The 17,217-nt window shown below is 66.3% G+C and carries 22 protein-coding genes; 15 read left to right on the top strand and 7 right to left on the bottom strand.

Going from position 1 to position 17,217, the window contains the following annotated elements; all coding sequences use genetic code 11:
• The first annotated feature begins 93 nt into the window (after nucleotides 1-93).
• The 12 genes from lptB to ABKF58_RS09150 all read left to right on the top strand — a co-directional run bounded on the left by lptB (nucleotide 94) and on the right by ABKF58_RS09150 (nucleotide 10,343).
• Nucleotides 94-822 carry an LPS export ABC transporter ATP-binding protein gene (gene lptB, locus ABKF58_RS09205; protein WP_482584351.1) on the top strand — a complete coding sequence of 243 codons (729 nt, stop codon included), beginning with the start codon at nucleotides 94-96 and terminating at the stop codon, nucleotides 820-822.
• A gap of 5 nt (nucleotides 823-827) precedes the next feature.
• Entirely contained in the window at nucleotides 828-2,228 is a 1,401-nt protein-coding gene (locus tag ABKF58_RS09200; RefSeq protein ID WP_482584205.1) for an RNA polymerase factor sigma-54, read from the top strand.
• 67 nt (nucleotides 2,229-2,295) lie between these two features.
• Nucleotides 2,296-2,625, top strand: a complete 330-nt coding sequence (gene hpf / locus ABKF58_RS09195; RefSeq protein WP_008954911.1) for a ribosome hibernation-promoting factor, HPF/YfiA family — start codon at nucleotides 2,296-2,298, stop codon at nucleotides 2,623-2,625.
• A 117-nt stretch (nucleotides 2,626-2,742) separates the two neighbouring features.
• Entirely contained in the window at nucleotides 2,743-3,204 is a 462-nt protein-coding gene (gene ptsN / locus ABKF58_RS09190; protein WP_008954910.1) for a PTS IIA-like nitrogen regulatory protein PtsN, read from the top strand.
• The gene (gene hprK / locus ABKF58_RS09185) at nucleotides 3,197-4,153 is read left to right on the top strand and encodes an HPr(Ser) kinase/phosphatase (RefSeq protein ID WP_482584204.1); all 957 of its coding nucleotides are present in this window, start codon (nucleotides 3,197-3,199) and stop codon (nucleotides 4,151-4,153) included. The genes ptsN and hprK overlap by 8 nt, the downstream gene beginning before the upstream one ends.
• Nucleotides 4,134-4,976 carry an RNase adapter RapZ gene (rapZ, locus tag ABKF58_RS09180; protein ID WP_008954908.1) on the top strand — a complete coding sequence of 281 codons (843 nt, stop codon included), beginning with the start codon at nucleotides 4,134-4,136 and terminating at the stop codon, nucleotides 4,974-4,976. The genes hprK and rapZ overlap by 20 nt, the downstream gene beginning before the upstream one ends.
• The gene (locus ABKF58_RS09175) at nucleotides 4,973-5,341 is read left to right on the top strand and encodes a NusG domain II-containing protein (protein ID WP_482584203.1); all 369 of its coding nucleotides are present in this window, start codon (nucleotides 4,973-4,975) and stop codon (nucleotides 5,339-5,341) included. Before rapZ ends, ABKF58_RS09175 begins: the two co-directional genes overlap by 4 nt.
• Nucleotides 5,322-5,876, top strand: a complete 555-nt coding sequence (locus tag ABKF58_RS09170) for a Gx transporter family protein (RefSeq protein ID WP_482584202.1) — start codon at nucleotides 5,322-5,324, stop codon at nucleotides 5,874-5,876. The genes ABKF58_RS09175 and ABKF58_RS09170 overlap by 20 nt, the downstream gene beginning before the upstream one ends.
• On the top strand, nucleotides 5,843-6,478 hold the full coding sequence (locus tag ABKF58_RS09165; RefSeq protein WP_482584201.1) for a flavin prenyltransferase UbiX: 636 nt from the start codon (nucleotides 5,843-5,845) through the stop codon (nucleotides 6,476-6,478). The genes ABKF58_RS09170 and ABKF58_RS09165 overlap by 34 nt, the downstream gene beginning before the upstream one ends.
• Nucleotides 6,468-7,940, top strand: coding sequence for an NAD(P)H-hydrate dehydratase (locus ABKF58_RS09160; RefSeq protein ID WP_482584200.1), 1,473 nt, complete (start codon nucleotides 6,468-6,470; stop codon nucleotides 7,938-7,940). Before ABKF58_RS09165 ends, ABKF58_RS09160 begins: the two co-directional genes overlap by 11 nt.
• A 92-nt stretch (nucleotides 7,941-8,032) precedes the next feature.
• Nucleotides 8,033-8,935, top strand: a complete 903-nt coding sequence (locus ABKF58_RS09155) for a DMT family transporter (protein ID WP_008954903.1) — start codon at nucleotides 8,033-8,035, stop codon at nucleotides 8,933-8,935.
• 553 nt (nucleotides 8,936-9,488) lie between these two features.
• Nucleotides 9,489-10,343, top strand: coding sequence for a hypothetical protein (locus ABKF58_RS09150; RefSeq protein ID WP_482584199.1), 855 nt, complete (start codon nucleotides 9,489-9,491; stop codon nucleotides 10,341-10,343).
• Between the two features lie 116 nt (nucleotides 10,344-10,459).
• Here the strand turns inward: ABKF58_RS09150 and ABKF58_RS09145 are convergent, their stop codons facing one another.
• Nucleotides 10,460-10,633 carry a hypothetical protein gene (locus ABKF58_RS09145; RefSeq protein WP_482584198.1) on the bottom strand — a complete coding sequence of 58 codons (174 nt, stop codon included), beginning with the start codon at nucleotides 10,631-10,633 and terminating at the stop codon, nucleotides 10,460-10,462.
• A gap of 18 nt (nucleotides 10,634-10,651) precedes the next feature.
• Here ABKF58_RS09145 and ABKF58_RS09140 point away from each other — a divergent pair, with 18 nt between their 5' ends.
• Entirely contained in the window at nucleotides 10,652-11,008 is a 357-nt protein-coding gene (locus tag ABKF58_RS09140) for a sensor histidine kinase (RefSeq protein WP_482584350.1), read from the top strand.
• 88 nt (nucleotides 11,009-11,096) lie between these two features.
• On the opposite strand, the gene adk is transcribed toward ABKF58_RS09140, so the two are convergent.
• The 6 genes from adk to ABKF58_RS09110 are packed head-to-tail and all read right to left on the bottom strand — an operon-like array spanning nucleotide 11,097 to nucleotide 14,809.
• Complete coding sequence (gene adk, locus ABKF58_RS09135) at nucleotides 11,097-11,750, bottom strand: adenylate kinase (RefSeq protein ID WP_008954901.1); 654 nt, start codon at nucleotides 11,748-11,750, stop codon at nucleotides 11,097-11,099.
• Between the two features lie 40 nt (nucleotides 11,751-11,790).
• Complete coding sequence (kdsB, locus tag ABKF58_RS09130; RefSeq protein ID WP_482584197.1) at nucleotides 11,791-12,567, bottom strand: 3-deoxy-manno-octulosonate cytidylyltransferase; 777 nt, start codon at nucleotides 12,565-12,567, stop codon at nucleotides 11,791-11,793.
• Complete coding sequence (locus tag ABKF58_RS09125; RefSeq protein ID WP_008954899.1) at nucleotides 12,564-12,746, bottom strand: Trm112 family protein; 183 nt, start codon at nucleotides 12,744-12,746, stop codon at nucleotides 12,564-12,566. Before ABKF58_RS09125 ends, kdsB begins: the two co-directional genes overlap by 4 nt.
• A complete protein-coding gene (lpxK, locus tag ABKF58_RS09120; RefSeq protein WP_482584196.1) occupies nucleotides 12,736-13,746 on the bottom strand; it encodes a tetraacyldisaccharide 4'-kinase in 1,011 nt (336 codons plus the stop codon). The genes ABKF58_RS09125 and lpxK overlap by 11 nt, the downstream gene beginning before the upstream one ends.
• Nucleotides 13,743-14,171: an ExbD/TolR family protein gene (locus ABKF58_RS09115; protein ID WP_008954897.1), complete on the bottom strand. Its 429-nt coding sequence runs from the start codon at nucleotides 14,169-14,171 to the stop codon at nucleotides 13,743-13,745. Before ABKF58_RS09115 ends, lpxK begins: the two co-directional genes overlap by 4 nt.
• Nucleotides 14,172-14,179: 8 nt before the next feature.
• A complete protein-coding gene (locus ABKF58_RS09110) occupies nucleotides 14,180-14,809 on the bottom strand; it encodes a MotA/TolQ/ExbB proton channel family protein (RefSeq protein WP_482584195.1) in 630 nt (209 codons plus the stop codon).
• Between the two features lie 353 nt (nucleotides 14,810-15,162).
• Between ABKF58_RS09110 and xseA the strand changes: the two genes are divergently transcribed.
• Together xseA and ABKF58_RS09100 are read left to right on the top strand one after the other, a co-directional pair.
• Entirely contained in the window at nucleotides 15,163-16,518 is a 1,356-nt protein-coding gene (gene xseA / locus ABKF58_RS09105; RefSeq protein WP_482584194.1) for an exodeoxyribonuclease VII large subunit, read from the top strand.
• A 188-nt stretch (nucleotides 16,519-16,706) separates the two neighbouring features.
• Nucleotides 16,707-17,147: a DUF4442 domain-containing protein gene (locus tag ABKF58_RS09100; protein ID WP_482584349.1), complete on the top strand. Its 441-nt coding sequence runs from the start codon at nucleotides 16,707-16,709 to the stop codon at nucleotides 17,145-17,147.
• Nucleotides 17,148-17,217 lie beyond the last annotated feature (70 nt).

Raw genomic sequence — 17,217 nt, 5'->3', positions numbered from 1 at the left:
CCAGACCTACCAGGTCAAGGGCGGCGCCGCCACCGGTCCCAACAAGGGCCGCATCACCGTCATCCTGCAACCGCAAACCACCGGACAGCAGCCATGAACGCCAGCGTACTGAACGTCACCGGGCTGAAGAAGCGCTTCAAGAAGCGCACCGTGGTCAAGGACGTCTCGCTCAACATCGAAAGCGGCGAGGTGATCGGCCTCCTGGGGCCCAACGGCGCCGGCAAGACCACCAGCTTCTACATGATCGTCGGCCCGGTCAGCGCCGACGACGGCCGCATCCAGCTCGACCAGCAGGACATCACCCACTTCCCGATGCACCAGCGCGCCCGCCTCGGGCTCGGCTACCTGCCGCAGGAAGCATCGATCTTCCGCAAGATGACGGTGGACGAAAACGTCCGCGCCATCCTCGAGATCGCCGGCCTCAAGGGCGAGGAGCTGGAACAGGAACTGACGCTGCTGCTGGACGACCTCAACATCGCCCACCTCCGGGAAAGCAACGCGCTGGCCCTGTCCGGCGGCGAGCGCCGCCGCGTCGAGATCGCCCGCGTGCTGGCCACCCGCCCGCGCTTCATCCTGCTCGACGAACCTTTCGCCGGGGTCGACCCGATCGCCGTGATCGACATCCAGAAGATCATCTCCTTCCTCAAGGAGCGCGGCATCGGCGTACTGATCACCGACCACAACGTACGCGAAACGCTGCGCATCTGCGACCGCGCCTACATCATCAGCGACGGTGCAGTCCTGGCCTCCGGCAAGCCGCAGGCCCTCGTCGACAATGAAAAAGTTCGCCAGGTTTACCTGGGCGAACATTTCCACCTGTAATCGCCATGAAGCAGTCGCTACAGCTCAAGGTCTCGCAGCAGCTCACGCTGACCCCGCAACTGCAACAGTCGATCCGGCTGCTGCAACTGTCCACCGTCGACCTGCAAACCGAAGTCGAGCGCTTCCTGCAGGACAACCCGCTGCTGGAGCGGGGCGACGAGCCGGTCGCCGACAACACGCCGACCGAGGCCGCCGGCAGCGAGGCCGAGCCCGAGCGCCAGGAACCGGAACGCGAGGACAGCAGCGGCGAACTCACCGACTGGGGCAGCGGCAGCCGGCGCGGAGAAGACGGCGACGATTACGACCCGATGGCCAACGTGCCGCGCCCGGTCACTCTGCGCGAACACCTGCTGGCGCAGCTGGGCGAAATCGCCCTGCCCGAGCGCGACTGCGCCATCGTGCAGCTCTTGATCGAGGAACTGGACGAAGACGGCTACCTCACGATCGACCTGCAGGAACTGGCCGCCTCGCTGCCGCTGGAACTGGGCATCGAGGAAGACGAACTGGCGTTCGGTTTGAAACTGCTGCAGCAGTTCGAACCGCAGGGGGTCGGCGCCCGCTCGCTGTCCGAGTCGCTGGCGCTGCAGCTGGCCCAGCTGCCCGACAGCACCCCGGGCAAGGCCCTGGCGCACGCCATCGTCCGCGAGCACCTGACCCTGCTCGGCAATCGCGACTACACCCGGCTCAAGCGTCTCTTCGACGTCAGCGACGCCGAACTGAAGCAGGCCCAGTCCCTGATCGCCCGCCTCAACCCGCGCCCGGCCTCCGGTTTCGGCGTCGACGACACCCGCTACATCATCCCGGATATCGCCGTGCGCCGCGTCAAGGGGCGCTGGCGCGCCGAGCTCAACAACGCCGCCGTGCCGCGCCTGCGCGTCAACCAGATGTACGCCCAGATGCTCAGCGAAAACCGCGGCGGCGGCGGTGAAATGAGCTCGCGTCTACAGGAGGCGAAATGGCTGGTGAAGAATATTCAGCAACGATTTGACACCATCCTGAAAGTGGCGGAATCTATAGTCGAAAGACAGCAAGCGTTCTTTGAACACGGTGAAGTAGCCATGCGTCCACTCATCCTGCGCGACATTGCGGATGAGCTGGAACTGCACGAATCCACGGTCTCCCGTGTGACGACGCAGAAATACCTGCTGTGCCCGCGCGGCCTGTTCGAGCTGAAGTATTTCTTCGGCAGCGCACTGGAAACGGACAGCGGCGGCGAGTGCTCGGCCACCGCCATCAAGGCGCACATCCGCCAGATGATCGACGCCGAAAACCGCGCCAAACCCCTCTCCGACAGCGCCCTGGCCGACGAGCTCGCAAAACAGGGCATACAGGTTGCAAGACGCACCGTAGCGAAGTATCGTGAAGCCATGCAGATTCCACCGGTCAATCTGCGCAAGGTCCTCTGACCTTGGATTGAATCATCAGCATGCCCGGCAGCATCCGCCGGGCAGCCAACACAAGAAGGAGTAAGGTATGAACCTCAAAGTAACCGGTCTCCACCTCGACGTTACCCAACCGCTGCGTGATTACATCGAAAGCAAGCTCGAACGCATTACCCGTCATGTCGACCACGTGATCGACGTGGCGGTGACCCTGTCCGTGGACAAGCTGGTCCAGAAGGCCGAGGTCAACGTCCATCTCTCCGGCAAAGACATCCACGTCGAAGCCACCGAGTCGGACATGTACGCCGCCATCGACCTCCTGATGGACAAGCTGGATCGACAGGTTCTCAAGCACAAGGAAAAGCTGAGCGAACACCGGGCCATTCCGACACCGGCCCCGGCGCCAGAAGCCACACTCTAAGCCCTTGATTGATAAAGCGGGAACCATCAGGTTCCCGCTTTGCTTTGCACAGTCCTTTCTCTGTCACACCAAAGCAACTAGAATCGTCGGGTTTTTGGCAGCTCTCAACAGACCCCTATGAGCCTGATCGGCAAAATCCTAACTCGGGACAACGTCCTGCTCGACCTCGACGTGGCCAGCAAGAAGCGCGTCTTCGAGCAGGTAGGCCTCCTGATCGAGAACACCCGCGGCATCGCGCGCAGTGAAGTGTTCGAGTGCCTGTTCGCCCGCGAGAAGCTCGGCTCCACCGGGCTCGGGCAAGGTGTGGCCATTCCGCACGGCCGCGCCCGTGGTCTGAAAGAGGCGGCCGGTGTACTGATCCGCCTCAAATCGGCGATTCCCTTCGACGCCCCGGACGGCAAGCCGGTACAGATCCTGTTCGTGCTGCTGGTGCCGGAACAGGCCACCGACCTGCACCTGCAGGTGCTGTCGGAACTGGCCCAACTTTTCTCCAGCCGGCCACTGCGCGAGAAGCTGCTCGCCGCCCAGAATGCCGACGAGCTCTACACCCTGCTGACCGAATGGTCTCCCAATGCCTAGCATAAGCGTTCGCAAGCTCTACCACGACAACCAGCACAAACTGAACCTGAGCTGGGTTGCCGGGACCGGCGGAGCCGACAACCTGATCGGCAACGACGAGCAGCGTCCGCTGCTGGCGCTGGTGGGCCACCTCAACTTCATCCACCCCAACCGGGTGCAGGTGCTGGGCCCGGCCGAAGTCGAGTACCTCGACCGCCTGGAGCAGTCGGCCGCCAAGACCGCGCTGGATCAGCTGTTCCACAAGAGCATGTCGGTGGTGATGGTGGCCAACGGTCAGCCGGTGCCCAAGCTGCTGCGCGACTACTGCCACACCCACAACGTGCCGCTGATGACCACGCCGCTGGAGAGCCCCTACCTGATGGATGTGCTGCGCATCTATCTGGCGCGCGCGCTGGCGGTCTCGACCGTGCTGCACGGGGTGTTCCTCGACGTGCTGGAAATCGGCGTGCTGATCATGGGCGATTCGGCCATGGGCAAGAGCGAACTGGCGCTGGAACTGATTTCGCGCGGTCACGGCCTGGTGGCCGACGACGCCGTGGAGCTCTACCGCATCGGGCCGGAAACCCTGGAAGGGCGCTGCCCGCCGCTGTTGCGCGACTTCCTCGAAGTACGCGGCCTGGGCATCCTGAACATCCGCACCATCTTCGGCGAAACCGCGGTACGGCCGAAAAAGGTGCTCAAGCTGATCATCCACCTGGTCAAGGCCAACGACCAGGCGATGCAGGCGCTCGACCGCCTCAACATCCAGTCGGAGACGCAGGACATCATCGGCGTGATGGTGCGCAAGGTGGTGCTGCCGGTCGCCGCCGGCCGCAACCTGGCGGTTCTGGTTGAAGCCGCCGTGCGAAACTATATTCTTCAATTACGCGGTATCGACAGCACCCGCGAGTTCATCGAACGGCATACCAACTTCCTCAGGGAACAAGAGCATGCGCCTGATACTGATTAGCGGCCTGTCCGGCTCGGGCAAATCGGTGGCGTTGCGTGCCCTGGAAGACGCCGGCTACTACTGTGTCGACAACCTCCCGGCCACCATGTTGCGCGAGGCGGTCGCGATCTACGCCACCTACGGCTACGAGCGCATCGCCATCAGCGTCGATACCCGCTCAAGTCCCTCGCTCGGGGCCTTGCCGGTGGAAATGCAGAAACTGCGCGAACGCGGCATCGACGTGCGCCTCTTGTTTCTCGAATCCAAGACCGACACCCTGGTCAAGCGCTTCTCCGAAACCCGCCGCCGCCACCCGCTGTCCGGCTCCGGCCTGACGGTGGAAGAGTGCATCCGCAAGGAGCAGGAACTGCTCGAGAGCATCCGCGAACTGGGTGCGCGTCTCGATACCAGCGAGCTGTCGGCCAACACCTTGCGCAGTTGGGTCAACGACTTGGTCGAGGCCGACGACAACCGTCTGACCATCATCTTCGAGTCGTTCGGCTTCAAGCACGGCGTGCCGCTCGACGCCGACTTCGTGTTCGACGTGCGCTGCCTGCCCAACCCCTACTACGACAACACCTTGCGCCCGCTCACCGGGCAGGACGCGCCGATCGCGGCCTACTTCGCCCAATATCCGATGGTGGACGAGCTGCTCGGCGACATCCGCCAGTTCGTCGCCAAGTGGCTGCCGGCGTTTCGCCAGGACAACCGCAGTTACCTGACGGTGGCGATCGGCTGCACCGGCGGCCAGCACCGCTCGGTCTTCATCGCCGAAGCGCTGGCCAGGAGTTTTGCCAACGAGCAGGTCCTGCTGCGCCATCGCCAGCTCTCGCGGGACGCATGAGCCGGCTGATCCGGCCCGGCGACTGGCTGGTCCTGCTGGGCGGAGCCGTGCTGACCGGCTGGCTCGCCTGGCAGCTGTGGGGGCAGGGACAGGCGCGCAGCGTGACGATACGCGCCGGCGGACAACGGGTCGCCAGCCTGAGCCTGCTGCACAACCGGCTGGTACCGGTGCAGGGCCCCCTGGGGGTGACCGTGGTCGAGATCGCGGGCGGCAGGGCGCGCATCAAGCAGGACCCAAGTCCGCGCCAGTACTGCGTGCATCAGGGCTGGCTGTCGCGGGCGGGACAGGTGGCGATCTGCCTGCCCAACGCCACCAGCATCGAACTGACCGGGCCCGATCAGCCTTATGACAGCCTCAACTTCTGACACCCGCTGGCTCTACGCCCAGCCGCACGATCACCGCATCGCGCGGCTCGCCGCGCTGGCCATCGTGCTGGCCGTGGTGGATGCCGGCATCCCCTCGCCGCTGCCCGGCGTCAAGCCTGGGCTGGCCAATATAGTCACGCTGCTGGCGCTGGAGACGCTGGGCTGGCGCGCCGCGGTGTGGGTCAGCCTGCTGCGCATCCTTGGTGCCGGCCTGTTGCTGGGCAGTCTGCTCACCCCCGGCTTCTTTCTCGGCCTCGCCGGCGGCGTCGCCAGCCTGGCCGGGCTCGGTCTGACGCGGGCTTGGCCGAAGCGCTGGTTCGGCCCGGTCAGCGCCAGCCTGGTGGCGGCGTTCTGCCATATCGGCGGTCAGCTGCTGCTGGCGCGCGCCTGGCTGATCCCGTCCGACAACATCCTGTATTTCGTCCCGGCGTTCGCCCTGGCCGCCCTGCTCAGCGGGCTGGTCAACGGCATTATCGCCGGCAAGCTTCTAGAAGGATCCTCATGCGCCCCGTCCACACCGTCACCGTCGCCCTGACCGGCGCTTCCGGCCTGCCCTACGGCCTGCGCCTGATCGAGTGCCTGATTCAGGCCGGCAAGCGGGTCTGGGTGCTGTCGTCGCAGGCCGCCCAGGTCGTGGCGCGCCAGGAGATGCAGCTCAGCCTGCCGTCGCGCCCGGCCGAGCTGCGCGACTGGCTCGCCGAACGCAGCGGCGCCGCCCTCGGCCAGCTCGAGGCCTTCGGCCGCGAGGAGTGGTTCGCCCCGGTGGCGTCGGGCTCCAACCCGGCCGATGCCATGGTGGTGTGCCCCTGCTCGATGGGCACACTCGCCGCCATCGCCCACGGCATGTCGGACAACCTGATCGAGCGCGCCGCCGACGTCACCATCAAGGAAGGCCGCCGTCTGATCCTGGTGCCGCGCGAAACGCCGCTGTCGGTCATCCACCTGGAAAACATGCTGAAACTGGCCCGGCTCGGCACGGTGATCCTGCCCCCCGCTCCCGGCTTCTACACCCACCCGCAAAGCGTGGACGACATGGTCGACTTCATCGTGGCACGGATACTGGATCAGTTGGGCGTCGACCATGCGCTGCTGCCACGCTGGGGTGAGACACAAGAGGGTGCTGGCGATGCGAGCTAACGAACTACTGAGCCTGGCCGCGCTGCGCCAGTTGGAACAGGACGCCGCCGACCACGGTCTCGACCTGATGGCGCAGGCGGCCCGCGCCACCGCCGACTGGGTGGGGGCACACCTGACCCCGGGAGCTCACGTGCTGGTCGCCGCCGGTCCGGGCAACAATGGTGGCGACGCGCTGCAGGCCGCGCTGCTGCTGCACCAGCGCGGCTATCACGTCGACCTGCTGCTGCCCGCCATACCGACCTCCCCCACCACCCAAGCCGCCTTGCAGGCGCTGCTGGCGGCCGGCCTGCAGCCGCGCTCCACGTTGGCCGAAGACGCCCCTCCACCGGCCCTGATCATTGACGGCTTGTTCGGCATCGGCCTCGCGCGCGACTTCGCCGCACCGTGGCTGGATACCATCCGCCAGCTAAACGCGCTGGCCATTCCAGTCCTGGCGCTGGACACCCCTTCCGGCCTCGACCCGTACCGCGGCACCGTCGCCAACGTTGCCATCCGTGCCAGCCACACGCTGACGTTCCTCAGTTACAAACCGGGGCTCTACATGGCGGCTGGCGCCGACCTGGCAGGGCAGGTCGAGCTGGCGCCGCTGGACTACCCCAGCGAACTCTGCCCCGCCGCAGAGGGCGAGTTGAACCGCCCGCTGGCCCTGCTGCCGGCACGCGCCAATGACAGCCACAAGGGACGCTTCGGCTGCGTGCTGGTGATCGGCGGCGCGCGCGGCATGCTCGGCGCCCCCCTGCTCGCCGGACGCTCCGCCTACGCGGGCGGCGCCGGCAAGGTGCATCTGGCGACACTGGATGACCGCTTGGCCGTCGATCCGGCGGCTCCCGAGCTGATGATCCAAGCGCTCGAGCCGAGCACCACGCTGCCCCGTGCCGACACCGTCGCCATCGGCCCCGGGCTGGGGCAAGGCAGCTGCGCCCGCCAGTGGCTGGCCGGGCTACTCGACACCGACGTCCCGCTGCTGCTGGATGCCGATGCACTAAACCTGCTGGCCGGCGACAGTGCGCTGCAACAGGTGCTGAGCCGGCGCCAGGGGGAGATCGTCCTCACCCCCCATCCGGCCGAGGCCGCGCGCCTGCTGGCGTGCAGCACGGCCGAGGTGCAGGCCGACCGGCTCGCTGCCGCACGAACGCTAGCGCAGCGCCTCGACAGCGTCGTGGTGCTCAAGGGGGCCGGCAGCCTGATCGTGCGCCCCGACGGCTATTACCGGCTCAACACCAGCGGCGGCCCGGCGCTGGCGGTGGCCGGCCAGGGCGACGTGCTGAGCGGGCTGGTGGCCGCCTTGCTGGCGCAGGGACTGGCCGCGTTCGACGCCGCCGCGCTGGGGGTGCACCTGCACGGACTGGCGGGCGATGCCTATACCCGCACCGAGCAAGGCCCGGTCGGGCTCACGGCTGCCGCGACCGTGCCACTGTTGTCGCGCATGATCAACCAGGCGCGCACAGGCGTACACGGCTGAGTCGGACGGTCATTGTATCCAGTCTCCAATGATGGCCAGTCCTAAGGTCAGCCGCTACAATCGGGCAACCCCACCCCATCCAGGAGTCCCCTTTGAGTCGCCAAAAGCAAGCCTACGCTTACGGCCTGTCCGCCGTGCTGGCGTGGTCGACCGTGGCCACCGCCTTCAAGATCAGCCTGGCGCACCTCAGCCCGGCGCAGCTGGTACTCTACAGCACCGCGTTCTCGCTGCTGTCGCTGCTGCTCATCCTGTTGTGCCAGGGCCGCCTCGGCGAATTGAAAACCGCCTTCGGCCAACATTGGCGACGCTCGCTGATCCTGGGCGCGATCAACCCCTTCCTCTACTACCTGATCCTGTTCCAGGCTTACTCGCTGCTGCCGGCACAGGAAGCCCAGGCGATCAACTACACCTGGGCGCTGACCATGACGCTGCTGGCGGTGCCGCTGTTGAAACAGCCGCTGAAAGGACGCGATGCGCTGGCGGCGCTGATCTGCTATCTCGGCGTGCTGGTGATCGGCACGCGCGGCGAGCTGCTGACGCTGCATTTTTCCAGTCTGGCCGGGGTCGGCTACGCCCTGCTCTCCACGCTGCTGTGGGCCGGCTACTGGATCTTCAACACGCGCGACCAGCGTGAACCGGTGTTGGGACTCACCCTCAACTTCCTGCTGGCCTTGCCCCTCATCGTGATCTGGTGCGCGCTCAGCGGTGAACTGCGCCCGGTGGCCTGGCAGGGGATCGCGGGTGCCGCCTACGTCGGCGCGCTCGAGATGGGCTTCACCTTCGTCATGTGGCTCACGGCGATGAAACTGACCAGCAGCACCGCCAAGATCGCCAACCTGATCTTCCTGTCGCCGCTGCTGTCGCTGGTGCTGATCTGGCTGGTGATCGGCGAGCCCATCCTCGGCTCGACCCTGATCGGACTCGGCCTGATCCTCTCCGGCCTGTTGCTGCAGAAGCTGCCGACCAGAAACGCCGCGGCGGCGCACGCCAGCTGAAATGGACCGGGCAGGCTGCCCGGCCCACCCCTCCCGTCACTCCCTTCCCAGCTGCGCCATGGCCACCGTCCCGGTCATGGCGGCCACCCCACCCCTGGCCATGCCGGAGACTGCGTCGTCGAGCAGCACCGTGCGCGGGACCATCCGGCGGCCGCGGTCGCTGAACACCCTCGCCCGATACGGTGCCGTCCTCCGGGCCTCGGGCAGCGCGCTCGAGGACACCGCCACGCGCCTTGTCGGTGCGGCGTCCCGCCTGCGCTCGCGACAGGCGACATCACCCGGCCCGTCGCCGCAACCCGGCAGCCTCCCGGCAGTAGCGGCGAGGATGCCACTCGTGGCCGTGGCCCCTGCCGTCGTCCCCTGCCATTCCAAGGCCCAGGCCGGAACGCCTGACAGCAGCAGCAGCCCGGCCAGCAATGTTCTCGTTCTCATGACAAGTCCCTCGCAGCACGATGCCTGAACCAGCAGCGATCGTATTTACCCGGTTTGTGTTTTTTTGCTTTTACATGGTCAACATATAGGATAAAAGACACGGCTAGTGCAGAAAGGGGCTATGCGTACGTTCACGGGAAAACTGGCAATCTGGCTGCTCGGCGGCGCCACCCTGCTGCTCACAGTGCTGGGCGTGGTCTGCAACGATTACAGCCGGCGACAGGATCAAAGCGAGTACATGGCGCTCAGAAAGTCGCTGACCCATCGACTGGAGCTCACCTTGCCGCATGGCGTCTGGCAGCTCGACGAACCCTACCTGCGGCAGCTGCTCGACGCCGAGCTGGCCTGGTCAGCGGTGGAGGCCATCCGCATCCAGGGCGATGCAGGGCTCAATCTCGGCCGTATCCGCGATGGGCGCGCCGTGCGCGACATGACGCCTGCCGACCAGCCGCCGGCGGACGACCGGCTCAGCTTTGCCATCACCTACCTGAAGCAGGAACAGCTCGCCCAGGCCACGGTCTACCTGAGCCGCGAATCGCTGCGGCTCAAGGAGCAGCAACGCCGTCTCGACCTGCTGCTGCAGGTGCTGCTGCTGGACGGGGGGCTGTGGCTTCTGCTGCGCTACGCGCTGCAGCGCCACCTGCGGCAACCGCTGGACCAGCTGCGACAACAGCTGGAGAAGGCGCTAGCCCAGAGCGCACCAGAACCCGCCGCCGACAACACCGGCGCCGTCAGCCAGGAGTTCGCCCCCTTCTCGACAGCGCGCGGCGCCTTGGCGAGCAACGGCGCCTCGACCTCGTCACCCTGCAGCGTGCCGATGCCCAAGCACAGGAAGAGAAGCAGCGCGCCCAACAGGCCTTCCAGCAGCTTGAGCTGGCACAACAGACCCTGGAGGAAAGCGAGAACCCGGCCACGCTGGGGCGGCTTGGGGCCGACGTCGCCCATGAAATCAACACCCCGATCGGGGTCACGCTGAGCACCGCCTCCAGCCTCGCCAACACCACCCATTACCTGACGGAGAGCCTTAACGCCGGGACCATCAAGAAGAGCGAATTCCTGGACTATCTGGCGCATACCGAAGAGAGCTGCCAGCTACTGCTCTCCAGTGCGGAACGCGCGGCGGACCTGGTCCATAGCTTCCGCCAGATCGCACAGGACCAGACCGGCGAGACGCGGCGTCAATTCCCGCTGACGGCCTACCTGGAAGAAATCGTCCGCAACCTGAAGCCACAGCGCGAGAGCGCCAACCTGGACATCGAACTGCACGGGGAACTCGACGTGCTGATGGACAGCTATCCGGGTGCACTGTTCCAGGTGGTGAGCCAGTTGCTGGAGAATGCCACGCTCCACGCCTTCCAAGCGGGACAACGTGGCCGGATACGGCTGGAGAGCGCCTTGCGGGACGAGCGGCACGTCCGCATCAGCATCAGCGACAGCGGTTGCGGCATCGCTCCGGAAAACCTGGACCGGGTGTTCGAGCCGTTTTTCACCACCCGCGGCGGACAGGAACACCGCGGGCTCGGGCTCTACCTCGCCAACAGCAAGGCACGCCAGCCGCTGGGCGGCACCCTAACGGTGGCAAGCCAGCCGGGCCAGGGCTCGGTCTTCACCCTGGACATCCCCTGTCAGGCACCTTTCTGAGCCAGGGCGTAGCCTGGAGGGCGTGCGCAGCCCCCCAGGCGCAAAAAGGACGGTCTGACCGTCCTTTTTCATCGTCTTGCCGTCTCGATCAACCCAAAGCGGCAAACACCTGGTCGCGTACCGCTTCCACCGCCTGGGTGCCGTCGATCTTGACGTATTTCGGCGCCGTAGCGTCGCCAGCAGCGGCCTGTTGCGAGTAGTAGCCAACCAGCACTTCGGTCTGCTCGTGGTAGACCGCCAGACGCTTGAGCACGGTTTCTTCCTTGTCGTCGTCGCGCTGGATCAGCTCTTCGCCGGTGACGTCGTCACGACCTTCCGCCTTGGGCGGGTTGTACTTGACATGGTAGGTGCGGCCGGAAGCCACGTGCACGCGGCGGCCGGACATGCGGTCGACGATCAGTGCGTCCGGCACGTCGATTTCCACCACGTAGTCGATGGCAACGCCGGCTTCCTTCATCGCTTCGGCTTGCGGAATGGTGCGCGGGAAACCATCGAACAGGAAACCGTTGGCGCAGTCGGCTTCGGCGATGCGCTCCTTGACGAGACCGATGATGATGTCGTCACGCACGAGGCCACCCTCGTCCATGATCTTCTTGGCTTCCAGGCCCAGCGGGGTACCCGCCTTCACCGCGGCGCGCAGCATGTCGCCGGTGGAGATTTGCGGAATGCCGAACTTTTCCTTGATGTAGTTGGCCTGGGTGCCCTTGCCGGCGCCCGGAGCGCCCAACAGAATCATTCTCATGAATTACTCTCCCGTCAAAGTTTGCGTTTCGTCTTTTGTGCTAATCGTTTTTCGAGCGGGTGGCGAACAGAGCACGCACCCGCTCGAGATCATCTGGCGTATCGACTCCGGCTGGCGGCGCGTCGGCGACGGTGGCCACCATGATGGGGTAGCCGTGCCACAGCACGCGCAACTGCTCCAGCGCCTCGAACGTTTCCAGCGGCGCGGGCGTCAGCGAAGTGTAGGTAGAGAGAAAACCCGCCTGGTAGGCGTACATGCCGATGTGCCGCAGAACCGGTAGCTCGGGCGGCAAAACGTTCACATCCTGAGCGAACGCATCTCGGGCATAGGGGATGGGTGCCCGACTAAAATAAAGAGCACGGCCGGTCCGGTCAAGCACCACTTTCACGACGTTGGGATTAAACACGTCGGCGGCACAGTGGATGGGATGCGCCAGCGTCGCCATCGGCACGCCGGATTCGGCCATCAGGCCGGCCAGGCGGTCGATCAGCGCCGGGTCGATCAGCGGTTCGTCGCCCTGCACGTTGACGATGATCTCGTCGGCGGCCAGGCTGAGCGTGGCGGCGACCTCGGCCAGGCGGTCGGTGCCGCTGGCATGGTCTGCCCGGGTCATCACCGCGCGTACGCCGTGCTCGGCACAAGCGGCGGCGATGTCGGGATGATCGGTGGCGACGATCACCGCGCGCGCGGCCGACCCGGCAGCCTGCTCGGCCACCCGCACCACCATCGGCTTGCCGGCGATGTCGGCCAGCGGCTTGCCGGGCAGCCGGCTCGACGCCATGCGCGCCGGGACCACCACGGTGAAGCCGCGGTTCATTCCACCTCTTCCTCGGCCGGCAACTCGCGCGCCTCGCTCTCCAGCATCATCGGGATGCCGTCGCGGATGGGAAACGCCAGCCGGTCGCCCTTGCACACCAGCTCCTGTTCGGCCTTGCGGTACACCAGCGGGCCCTTGCACAGCGGGCACACCAGAATGTCGAGAAATTTAGCGTCCATGTCGTATCTTCAATCGGGCAAGAATCCAGTCGGCAAGGTCCGGGGCGAGCCGCGCCCGGACCGGCAGGACCCATAGTCTAGCACGATTGACGCAGTGCAACTTGACGGCGTCCTTGGCCGTCACCAGTACTGCATCGGCATCGTCCGGAATGTCCTGCGGCTGGAAAGCGTGGTGGTCGGGAAAAGCGAGCCGCCGGCCGGGATCGAGGCCCAGTTGTTCGAGGGTGCGGAAAAAGCGTTCGGGATGGCCGATGCCGGCGAGCGCCACCAGCCGTTCGCCGGCGAAATCGGCGGCACTGCGCATCCGCCCCGGCTCGGCCAGCGAGACGAAGGCGCCCGGCTCGAGCGTCATGGCAAAGCGCGGCACCGCGGCGGGCAGCCAGTGCGCGGCATCGGCAAGGGGGCCGTTGAGCACGATCGCGTCGACCGAACGCAGCCGCCCGGCCGCCTCGCGCAGTGGCCCGTTGGGCAGCAGGCGCCCGTTGCCGATGCCGCGTGCGCCATCCAGCACCACCAGTTCCAGGTCGCGCCCCAGCCGGTAATGCTGCAGTCCGTCGTCGCTGAGAATCAACTGCACCTCAGGATGGCGCTCGAGCAACAGGCGCCCCGCCGCGACGCGGTCACGCCCGACCACCACCGGGGCGCCCCCGGCGGCCATCAGCAGCGGCTCATCGCCGACCTCGGCCGCCGTGGAGTGGGGCCCGACTTCGGTTGGAGCCTCGTGCTGGCCGCCATAGCCGCGGCTGATCACCCCGACCGCCACGCCACGCGCCCGGAACGCCTCGATCAGCGCCAGCGTCAGTGGCGTCTTGCCCACCCCGCCGACGTTGATGTTGCCGATCACGACGACCGGGACGGGCAGACGCTCGCAGCGGAACACGCCGCGACGGTAGAGGGTGCGACGCAGCGCCGACACGGCGGCGAACAGCCCCTCCAGCGGGGCGAGCAGCACGGTCAGCCAGGCGCGGGGATGGTACCAGTGGCGCTCGATCGCCTTCACGGCCGAGCGTCGGAAGGGAGTTGCGTGGCGAAGGTCAGTTGGGTCAGCCCGGCCAGCCGCGCCGCCTCCATCACCCCCACCACCGACTGGTGGCTGGCCTTGGCGTCGGCGTTGATCACCACCACCACGGCATGCTTGCCGGCGGCCAGGTCCTTCAGGCGCGCCACCAGACCGTCGCGATCACCGGCCGGCAGCTTGACCTCGCCCACCATCATGTCGCCGGCGGGCGACACCGCCACGTCGATCTCGTTGCTCTTTTCCGCCTGTGCCGCGCCCTGCGCCGCCGGCAGGTTGATCTTCAGTTCGGAATAGCGCGAATAGGTGGTGGTGACCATCAGGAAGATCAGGATCACCAGCAGCAGGTCGATCAGAGGGATGAAGTTGATTTCCGGTTCTTCCCGGTGCCGGCCACGTCGAAAGTTCATGCCGCGCCTCAGTGGTTGCCGTTGCCGTTCTTGCGCTCGCCGTGCAGCACTTCCACCAGCTTCACCGCCTGCGACTCCATGTCGACCAGCAGGGCGTCGACCTGGGCGCGGAAATGGCGGTAGAACATCATGCTGGGGATCGCCACGATCAGGCCGAACGCGGTGTTGTAGAGCGCCACGGAAATGCCGTGCGCCAGTGCGGTAGGATTGGTGCCGGACGGTGCCTGCGAACCGAAGATCTCGATCATGCCGATCACCGTGCCGAGCAGCCCCAGCAGCGGCGCCATGGCGGCGATGGTGCCGAGCGTGGTGAGGTAGCGTTCCAGTTGGTGCGCCACCAGGCGTCCCTCGTCCTCGATCGACTCTTTCATGACCTCACGGCTGGCATCGGCGTTGCGCAGCCCGGCGGCGAACAGCCGCCCCAGCGGCGAATGCTGGCCCAGCAACTGCAGCAGTTCCTGCGTTGCGCCGGCGCGGCGATATTCCTGCAAGGTCTGCCCCAGCAGCCCCTGCGGCGCCACCAGCGACTGACGCAAGCTGAAAAAACGCTCGAAAATGATGGTCAGCGAGATGACGGAGGCGACGATAATGGCCCAGATGGGCCAGCCTGCCGCTTCGATGATGGACCCCACAGGCATTCTCCAAGACGTATCACAAACGGTAGACTGTAGCCGGTTTGCCCGGGGTTCGGCAACCGCTCGGCAGCAGCTGCCACGTGGCTCCAAGAGAGATGGCTAAACCATGAATTTATAAGGGGAATTCCGGATCATCCACAAAAGCTGTGGATAAAATTGTGGACAAGCCTGGGAAAAATACCCGGAAGGATTGCCAGGCAAGGCTCCCCACGTTCTCGCCCACACATTGAGCACAACGACTAAGTCGTTGATTACATTGAATACGCACTACGCACAATGCGGCACGACCCGTCGTCTTGCCCGCTGGACCCGACTCCGCGACGCGGGACTTTTTTGCTGTGGATGACTTGACAACCATGATTTTCGACCAAACCCATAACGACGTCATCAGCGTCTCGGCACTCAACCGCATGGCGCGCGACCTGCTGGAAAGTGGTCTGCCGGCGCTATGGATCGGCGGCGAGATTTCCAACCTGACGCTGGCCGCCTCGGGTCACGCCTACTTTCTGTTGAAAGACGGCAGCGCGCAGATCCGCTGCGTGATGTTCCGCCACAAGCTGGCCGGGCTCGGCTTTCGCCCCGGCGAGGGCATGCAGGTCGAGCTCAAGGGCCTGGTGACGCTGTACGAGGCGCGCGGCGAATACCAGATCAACGTCGACAGCATGCGCTCGGCCGGCCTCGGCCGCCTGTTCGAGGCCTACGAAAAACTGAAGCAGAAGCTGACTGCGGAAGGCCTGTTCGATGCCGCCCGCAAGCGGCCGATCCCGGCGCACCCGGCCGCCATCGGCATCGTCACCTCGCCGGCCGCGGCCGCGCTGCGCGACGTGGTGACCACGCTGCGCCGGCGCATGCCGAGCATCCCGGTCATCCTCTACCCGTCCCAGGTGCAGGGCCAGGGCTCGGCCGAGCAACTGGCCGCCGCGATCCAGCGGGCCGGCGAGCGGCGCGAGGTGGGCGTGCTGATCGTCTGCCGCGGCGGCGGCAGCATCGAGGACCTGTGGTCGTTCAACGAGGAAGGGGTGGCGCGTGCCATCGCCGCCTGCCCGATCCCGGTGGTCAGCGGCGTCGGCCACGAAACCGACTTCACCATCAGCGACTTCGTCGCCGACCGCCGCGCGCCGACCCCGACCGCCGCCGCCGAGCTGGTCTCGCCCAGCCGCGAACACCTGCAGGGTCAGGTCGAACTGGCGCGGCGCCACCTGGCGCGGGCGCTCGGCCGGCTGCTCACCGACAAGGCGCAGCGGCTCGACTTCCTGTCGCGCCGGCTGAAGCACCCCGGCGAGCACCTGCGCCGTCAGCGCGAATCGCTAAGGTTGGCCGAAGACCGGCTGCGGCGGCACGTGCAGGGGCTGCTCGAGCAACGCCGCTGGCGCCTGCAGTTGGCCGAGAGCCGGCTTCGACGCCACCGTCCGGACCTGGCGCAGCACGTCCAGCAACTCGACCGCCTGAGCGAAGCGCTGCACCGCGCCGGCGACGGCTGGGTGGGCAGGCATCGGCTGACGCTGGTGCGACTGGCCGGCACGCTGGAGGCGATGAACCCACAGGCGGTGCTGGAGCGGGGCTACGCCATCGTGCAGAAGGCCGACGGGCGCGCCGTGCGCTCGCCGCTGGAGCTGCTCAACCACGAGCGCGTGACGCTGCAGTTGGCCGAAGGCCGCACCGAAGCCATCATCGACCACCCCGCCGGCGCCCAGCCGGAACTGCCGTTCTGAGCACCGGCGCCGGGTCTTGCTGCATGCCCCGGCGCCGGGAGCAAACACGCCACGTACGGCTCTCTCCCCGCCGCTGGCGGCGCGCGACAAAGCCTGGACAGGATCGGAACTTGACAGAGAGGCCACGGGGAGAGGAGCATGCCGTCGTTCAAACAAACGTTTGAGATCGACATGACCCCCTCCCCCGCCTGGTCAAGACCCTCATCAACCTGTGGCCGCCGTTTCTCGGCGCCGGTATCCGCGTCAGCCGCATCGCCACCGACTGGCGCGAAGTCGACGTCAGCCTGCGCCTCGGGCTCACCAACCGCAACTACGTCGGCGTGCACTTCGGCGGCAGCCTGTACGCCATGACCGACCCATTCTTCATGCTGATGCTGATGAACTGCCTCGGGCGCGATTACTACGTGTGGGACCGTGCCGGCCGCATCGACTACCTCAAGCCCGGGCGCGGCCGGGTCAACGCACGCTTCCGCCTGGACGAGGCCCAGTTGGCCGAGATCCGCCATCACACCGCCGGCGGCGAGAAATACCTGCCCGAAATGACGGTGGACGTCGTCGACCACGGCGGAGAAGTGGTGGCCCGGGTGCACAAGACGCTGTACGTCAGACGTAAAAAAGACCGTCGTTGACGGTCTCAGACTGCAAACTAAAGCACTCTGACAGCTTGCTACAGGCCCCGGCCGAGCCGGGCCTCTACAC

The organism is Pseudogulbenkiania sp. AW2-16, assembly GCF_056824575.1.
The sequence above is the reverse complement of the archived record's forward strand: the minus strand, read 5'-3'. Positions and strand labels throughout refer to the sequence as shown.

Excerpts from the sequence above, each read along its gene's own strand:
- lptB (WP_482584351.1), top strand. The coding sequence starts at position 94 with ATGAACGCCAGCGTACTGAACGTCACCGGGCTGAAGAAGCGCTTCAAG.
- ABKF58_RS09200 (WP_482584205.1), top strand. The coding sequence starts at position 828 with ATGAAGCAGTCGCTACAGCTCAAGGTCTCGCAGCAGCTCACGCTGACC.
- hpf (WP_008954911.1), top strand. The coding sequence starts at position 2,296 with ATGAACCTCAAAGTAACCGGTCTCCACCTCGACGTTACCCAACCGCTG.
- ptsN (WP_008954910.1), top strand. The coding sequence starts at position 2,743 with ATGAGCCTGATCGGCAAAATCCTAACTCGGGACAACGTCCTGCTCGAC.
- hprK (WP_482584204.1), top strand. The coding sequence starts at position 3,197 with ATGCCTAGCATAAGCGTTCGCAAGCTCTACCACGACAACCAGCACAAA.
- rapZ (WP_008954908.1), top strand. The coding sequence starts at position 4,134 with ATGCGCCTGATACTGATTAGCGGCCTGTCCGGCTCGGGCAAATCGGTG.
- ABKF58_RS09175 (WP_482584203.1), top strand. The coding sequence starts at position 4,973 with ATGAGCCGGCTGATCCGGCCCGGCGACTGGCTGGTCCTGCTGGGCGGA.
- ABKF58_RS09170 (WP_482584202.1), top strand. The coding sequence starts at position 5,322 with ATGACAGCCTCAACTTCTGACACCCGCTGGCTCTACGCCCAGCCGCAC.
- ABKF58_RS09165 (WP_482584201.1), top strand. The coding sequence starts at position 5,843 with ATGCGCCCCGTCCACACCGTCACCGTCGCCCTGACCGGCGCTTCCGGC.
- ABKF58_RS09160 (WP_482584200.1), top strand. The coding sequence starts at position 6,468 with ATGCGAGCTAACGAACTACTGAGCCTGGCCGCGCTGCGCCAGTTGGAA.
- ABKF58_RS09150 (WP_482584199.1), top strand. The coding sequence starts at position 9,489 with ATGCGTACGTTCACGGGAAAACTGGCAATCTGGCTGCTCGGCGGCGCC.
- ABKF58_RS09140 (WP_482584350.1), top strand. The coding sequence starts at position 10,652 with ATGGACAGCTATCCGGGTGCACTGTTCCAGGTGGTGAGCCAGTTGCTG.
- adk (WP_008954901.1), bottom strand. The coding sequence starts at position 11,750 with ATGAGAATGATTCTGTTGGGCGCTCCGGGCGCCGGCAAGGGCACCCAG.
- kdsB (WP_482584197.1), bottom strand. The coding sequence starts at position 12,567 with ATGAACCGCGGCTTCACCGTGGTGGTCCCGGCGCGCATGGCGTCGAGC.
- ABKF58_RS09125 (WP_008954899.1), bottom strand. The coding sequence starts at position 12,746 with ATGGACGCTAAATTTCTCGACATTCTGGTGTGCCCGCTGTGCAAGGGC.
- ABKF58_RS09115 (WP_008954897.1), bottom strand. The coding sequence starts at position 14,171 with ATGAACTTTCGACGTGGCCGGCACCGGGAAGAACCGGAAATCAACTTC.
- ABKF58_RS09110 (WP_482584195.1), bottom strand. The coding sequence starts at position 14,809 with ATGCCTGTGGGGTCCATCATCGAAGCGGCAGGCTGGCCCATCTGGGCC.
- xseA (WP_482584194.1), top strand. The coding sequence starts at position 15,163 with ATGATTTTCGACCAAACCCATAACGACGTCATCAGCGTCTCGGCACTC.